Source organism: Bradyrhizobium sp. Crot121, assembly GCF_059512385.1.
Genome location: NZ_JCAMOR010000284.1, coordinates 1 through 832, shown reverse-complemented (window position 1 = coordinate 832; position 832 = coordinate 1). Strand labels below are relative to the sequence as shown.

2 protein-coding genes are annotated in these 832 nt (G+C 58.7%); both read right to left on the bottom strand.

Annotated elements, in window-relative coordinates:
- Window positions 1-238 precede the first annotated feature (238 nt).
- Window positions 239-382: a DUF2478 domain-containing protein gene (locus tag AC5ZGW_RS46545; protein ID WP_394570405.1), complete on the bottom strand. Its 144-nt coding sequence runs from the start codon at window positions 380-382 to the stop codon at window positions 239-241.
- Between the two features lie 211 nt (window positions 383-593).
- A complete protein-coding gene (locus AC5ZGW_RS46540; RefSeq protein ID WP_165421643.1) occupies window positions 594-743 on the bottom strand; it encodes a hypothetical protein in 150 nt (49 codons plus the stop codon).
- Window positions 744-832: the final 89 nt, after the last annotated feature.

Below are 832 nucleotides of genomic sequence, written 5' to 3'. Positions count from 1 at the left end.
CCGCGGCAAATCCTGCTAGGCCGCATGATCACCCTTAACGAGGCGCACGAGGACCACTCACGTGACGTGGAGCGGAATCCGGCAGTGACGGCTTTTTTCCATCGATCGTGGTGGATAATCTCGGGGCAAGATCGGCGATGCTCTCAGCCGTGATGAAACTGTCGGATGGGAACATCACTAAATCGTCGTGACCGGATGGATTGCGCGCAGATGCGCGGCGGCGGGGGATGTCGCGCCATCATCCCTCTACGACCTGGCGCTCGCACCACAGCGTTGTGCCAACATCCCCGGTGAAAGTCCGCCAGTCGACAAGGCATTTTCCGGGGACGGTCGTGAGGAGCGGTACACCAGCGATGATCGCATCAATAAATTCGTCGCGCAGGCCCCCGCCGAACCTCCTTCTTGGACAATTTGTTAATCACGAGGAGATCGACGCCGCTTGATCGCGTGGGCCACCACAACGGTAGCATCGGTAAGCCTATTAGCACCAAGCTTGCAGAACATGGCGCCGCTGCCGGGTGTGCTCGCATATCGAAATCTCGTGCCCCGTCGCAATGTCCAGCGCGAGCATGGTTCTCATGCCGTCGCGCCCTTCAGGTTTGCTGAACGAAGCCGCCGACGTGCACGCCTTGCCGCATGAGACTCCTGGGGTAAGTCGGCGAGCAGCTCACAAGCGTCCTGTTTCGCCGGTAGAGGATTGCCGCGACGCGCTTCGGATCGATGTCGGCAAGCTTGGTGATCATGACCGTGATCCTCTAGAGCGGGATGGGATTAGATTGAATCGATTGAGGATTCCCAAATCAGATCGGTTCTGATTCAACATGCTGGCTGG